Origin of the sequence: Mesorhizobium sp. M7A.F.Ca.CA.002.05.1.1 (assembly GCF_003998335.1) — a bacterium.
In the GTDB taxonomy this organism is placed as follows: Bacteria; Pseudomonadota; Alphaproteobacteria; order Rhizobiales; family Rhizobiaceae; genus Mesorhizobium.
In genome coordinates this window covers 1-4261 of sequence record NZ_RZQI01000527.1, presented here as the reverse complement: position 1 = coordinate 4261, position 4261 = coordinate 1, and the positions used below count along the sequence as shown (strand labels likewise).

General features: G+C 62.8%; 4 protein-coding genes. 1 reads left to right on the top strand and 3 read right to left on the bottom strand.

Annotation, left to right across the window (positions count from 1 at the left end):
• Positions 1–297: 297 nt before the first annotated feature.
• Both EN939_RS23140 and xylA read right to left on the bottom strand, forming a co-directional pair.
• A complete protein-coding gene (locus EN939_RS23140; protein WP_127269942.1) occupies positions 298–774 on the bottom strand; it encodes a GNAT family N-acetyltransferase in 477 nt (158 codons plus the stop codon).
• Between the two features lie 252 nt (positions 775–1026).
• The gene (gene xylA / locus EN939_RS23135) at positions 1027–2352 is read right to left on the bottom strand and encodes a xylose isomerase (RefSeq protein ID WP_127269940.1); all 1326 of its coding nucleotides are present in this window, start codon (positions 2350–2352) and stop codon (positions 1027–1029) included.
• Positions 2353–2463: 111 nt separating this feature from the next.
• On the opposite strand from xylA, the gene EN939_RS23130 reads away from it, so the two are divergent.
• Positions 2464–2826: a nuclear transport factor 2 family protein gene (locus EN939_RS23130; protein WP_127269938.1), complete on the top strand. Its 363-nt coding sequence runs from the start codon at positions 2464–2466 to the stop codon at positions 2824–2826.
• Positions 2827–3023: 197 nt separating this feature from the next.
• Here the strand turns inward: EN939_RS23130 and xylB are convergent.
• On the bottom strand, positions 3024–4261 hold a 1238-nt coding region (gene xylB / locus EN939_RS23120), incomplete at its 5' end, for a xylulokinase (RefSeq protein ID WP_127269934.1).

Genomic DNA, 4261 nt, shown 5'->3' with positions numbered 1-4261 from the left:
GTCCCATTCGTTTGAGCGGCGCGTACCATCCTTCGGATGCGGCATCGCCATCAGCCGGTCGATGATCGATCCGGCCTCGCCAGGCGAGAGCAGGGCGTCGATTTCACGTTCGTTCTGCATATCGGTTCGCCTCCTTCTTCCTCTCCCGCCACGAGCCACTCTTATATGAGAAACGTGACGGCAGTTTGAAGGCAAGAGCGAGGTCATTGAAGGGCGTCGAAGGGCAAAACCGTGTCGCGGGACCGGGCCATGCGCAAAGCTGTTCCTGCGTCCCGGCAGGTCAGATCAAGGAGAGATCTACAGCCGCTTTTCGAACAGCACCGTGGTGAAGCCACTGTCCCATTCGTCGTCTGGATAGCGGTTTTTCTCGACATAGCCGACCGCCTTGTAGAGGGCTTGTGCCGGCAGGTTGAACGTGTCGGTTTCCAGCCGCGCCTGCGCCAACCCGGCGGTGCCGATTGCCTGTTCGGCATGGGAGAGCAGCTGGCGGCCGACACCTTGGCCTTGACGGGATGCCATGACGTGCAGGGCCTCGATGAAATCGGCGCGCCAATAGATCAGGCCGGCGACCTCGCCATCGATCTCGGCAACGGCGAACTCAGGCCAGCTCCGGTCGACATAGCGCCCGCCAATATCCGTCTCGACATAGCGCCGCGCCGCTGCTTCGGTGATGTTCGGCAGCCATGTGCCTTCGAACGTTTCCTGCAGCACCTGCTTCAACGCCGGAATATCGCTCGCCTGCGCCGGGCGCACGATGATTCGATCCTCTGCCATTTTCCGTCTCCCGCCAATGCATGTCGCCCAAAAGTGCCAGCGGTTTTGGGATGACGACATGCATAAAAATAAAGGCTGCCGCACGGGCTCTCTTTCGGCGACACGCGTGGCATCTTGATCTCACGCTGGCTGCCGAAGATCTGTGCGATCCTCGGCAGCCTCTCGCGAAGTGGGCTGACTAGCAGATAGCGATGGCGGCGGCTTTCAGCCAGTGGTGCCGGATGTCGGTCCAGAGATGGAGCGGCGCGCGCCTTACACGTAGCGGTTGACGATATTTTCCAGCAGTTCCTGGCGGCCGGACCTCGGCTGCGGCTCGATCCTCTTCTTGACGACACGCTCGGCGATATCCTCAAGCGTGCGCTTGCCGGCGAGCATCGCCTTGCCCTCGGCCGTGTTCCAGCCGGCATAACGTTCGGCCAGCGGCGCCGATAGCGCCTTGTCCTCGACCATGCGGGCCGCGGCTTTCAGGCCACGTGCGCAAGAGTCCATGCCGCCGATATGGCCGATCAGCAGGTCCTGCGGATCGAGCGACTGGCGGCGCAGCTTGGCGTCGAAATTGGTGCCGCCGGTCTTGAAGCCGCCGGCCTGCAGGACCTGGTAGTAGGCCAGCGCCATTTCCGGCACGTTGTTGGGGAACTGGTCGGTGTCCCATCCCGACTGATAGTCGTTGCGGTTCATATCGATCGAACCGAAAATGCCGAGCGCATTGGCCAGAGCCAGTTCGTGCTCGAAGGAATGGCCGGCCAGGATGGCGTGGCCCTGCTCGATATTGACCTTGACCTCCTTCTCCAGCCCGAAGCGCTTGAGGAAGCCGTAGACCGTGGCGACATCGTAATCGTACTGATGCTTGGTCGGCTCCTGCGGCTTCGGCTCGATCAGGATCGCGCCCTTGAAGCCGATTTTGTGCTTGTAGTCGACGACCATGCTGAGGAACCGGCCGGCCTGTTCCTGCTCGCGCGCGAGGTCGGTGTTGAGCAGCGTCTCATAGCCTTCGCGCCCGCCCCACAGCACGTAGTTTTCGCCCTTCAGCCGCTTGGTGACGTCGATGCAGCTTTTTACCGTCGCCGCCGCGTAGGCAAAGACATCCGGATCGGGATTGGTGGCCGCCCCCGACATGAAGCGGCGATTGGAGAACAGATTGGCGGTGCCCCAAAGCAGCTTGACGCCGGTCTGCTTCATCTTCCCCGCGAAGTAATCGGCGATCTCGTCGAGGCGCGCGGCACTTTCGGAAAAATCCTTGCCTTCCGGCCGCACATCGGCGTCGTGGAAGCAGAAATAGGGCGCGCCGAGCAGCGAGAACATCTCGAAGGCGACGTCCGCTTTCAGCTTTGCCAGTTCCATCGTGTCGGTGCCACCTGCCTTGGGGAACCACGGCCGGTCGAAGGTCTGGCCGCCGAACGGATCGCCGCCCGGCCAGGCAAAGGAGTGCCAGTAGGCGACGGCGAAGCGCAGATGGTCTTCCAGCCGTTTGCCGGCGACGAGCTCGTCGGGATTGTAGAACCTATAGGCCAGCGGATTGGTCGAATCCGGCCCTTCATATTTGATTTTCTTGATGTCGCCGAAAAATCCGCTGCTCATGATTTCTGTCCTCTCACAAAGTTCTGCCGCCATTACCTCAGGCGTAATTGGTTTCAGGCCAGCGCCGGTTGAAAAGGGTCATGTCAAAACCGTCAATGAAGGAGACAGACCATGACCGACCTCACCAAGATCGCTGAAAACTACATCACCGCCTGGAACGAAAGCGATGCCGTCCGCCGGACCGAATTGCTCAAGGCGACCTTCACGGAAGACGTCAGCTATCGTGATCCGCTCATGCAGGGCGACGGCCATGAAGGCGTCGCGGCTCTGATCGACGGCGTGCAGCAGCGCTTTGCCGGCTTCCGGTTCTCGCTGAAGGGCACGCCGGACGGTTTTGCCGACAAGATCCGCTTCTCGTGGAATCTCGGGCCTGAGGGGACGCCATCGGTGATCGAAGGTACCGACATCGGAATCATTGAGAACGGCCGCCTGAAGAGCGTCACCGGCTTTCTCGACAAGGTGCCTGCGCAGTGAGGACTTCTGGGCGAGGCGGGTGCGAAGCGCCCCCCTCTGGCCTGCCGGCCATCTCCCCCTCAAGGGGGGAGATTGGCTGTCTTTCCCGCCATCGCTAATTATCAACCTTGCAAGACGAGTAAAGCCGTCAACGCTGCCGATCTCCCCCCTAGAGGGGGAGATGCCCGGCAGGGCAGAGGGGGGCGCCTCGCACTGAATCACGCGGTTACAGCCCTGATCGCCGGGTACAGCTCCCGGTAGCGCTGATAGGCATCGGCATAGACGCCGCCAAGCGCCGCGTCCGGTTCGATCGTCGCATCCGTCCTCGGTGCCGTACAGATTTCAAGCGGATCGGCACCCGTCGCCGCGATCAGGCCGAGCCGCGCGGCGCCAAAGGCGGCGCCGAAATCGCCGTCGGCGGGAATGTCGACAGGCAGTTGAAGCGCGGTGGCAATCGCCTTCAACCAGTAGTGCGAGCGCGAGCCGCCGCCGATCGCCGTCACCCGCGTCAAACTCGTGCCGGCCGTGGCCAGGGCTTCGAGGCTGTCGCGGAAGGCAAAGGCTACACCCTCCAGCACGGCCTGGGTCAGCACGGGACGGCTCGATTCATGCGCCAGCCCGGTGAACGCGCCGCGAATGGCGGCATCATTGTAGGGTGTGCGCTCGCCCGAGAGATAAGGCAGGAAGGACACGCCGCTCGGCGCCTTCAATGTGTCGCCGAGCTCAGTGGTCAATTCGCCGGCGCTCTTCCCGGTGATTTCGGACAGCCAGTTGAGCGAATCCGTCGCCGACAGGATGACCCCCATCTGGTGCCAGGTGTTCGGCAGGGCGTGGCAGAAGGTGTGAACCGCGCTAGCCGGGTTGGGCAGGTAGGAAGCGTTGGCGGCAAACAGCACGCCCGATGTGCCGAGCGAGACGAAAGCGTGGCCGGCGCCGACCGTGCCCATGCCGCAGGCCGAGGCCGCATTGTCGCCGGCGCCGCCGGCGATTGGAATGGCCTGGACGCCCCATTTCGAGGCCAATTCACTGCGCAGTGCGCCTGCCTTGTGCGTACCCTCGACCAGCGACGGCATCTGCTCCTCGTCGAGCGACGTCGCTGCGAGCAGGTCCGTACTCCAGCGCCGGTTGCCGACATCGAGCCAGGAGGTACCGGCAGAATCCGACATCTCCGAAATGTGTTCGCCCGAAAGCCAGAGCCGCAGGAAATCCTTGGGCAGCAGCACTTTTGCGACCTTGGCGAAGAGAGCGGGTTCGTTGTTTTTCACCCAGGCAAGTTTCGGCGCGGTGAAACCGGGAAAGACGATGTTGCCGGTCAGAGCGCGGAAGCGCGGATCGGCATCGAGCGCAGCCGCCTCGGCATGGCTGCGCGTGTCGTTCCACAGGATGCAGGGACGCAGCCCCTTGTCGGCGGCGTCGAGCAGCGTGGCGCCATGCATCTGCCCGGACAGGCCAATGC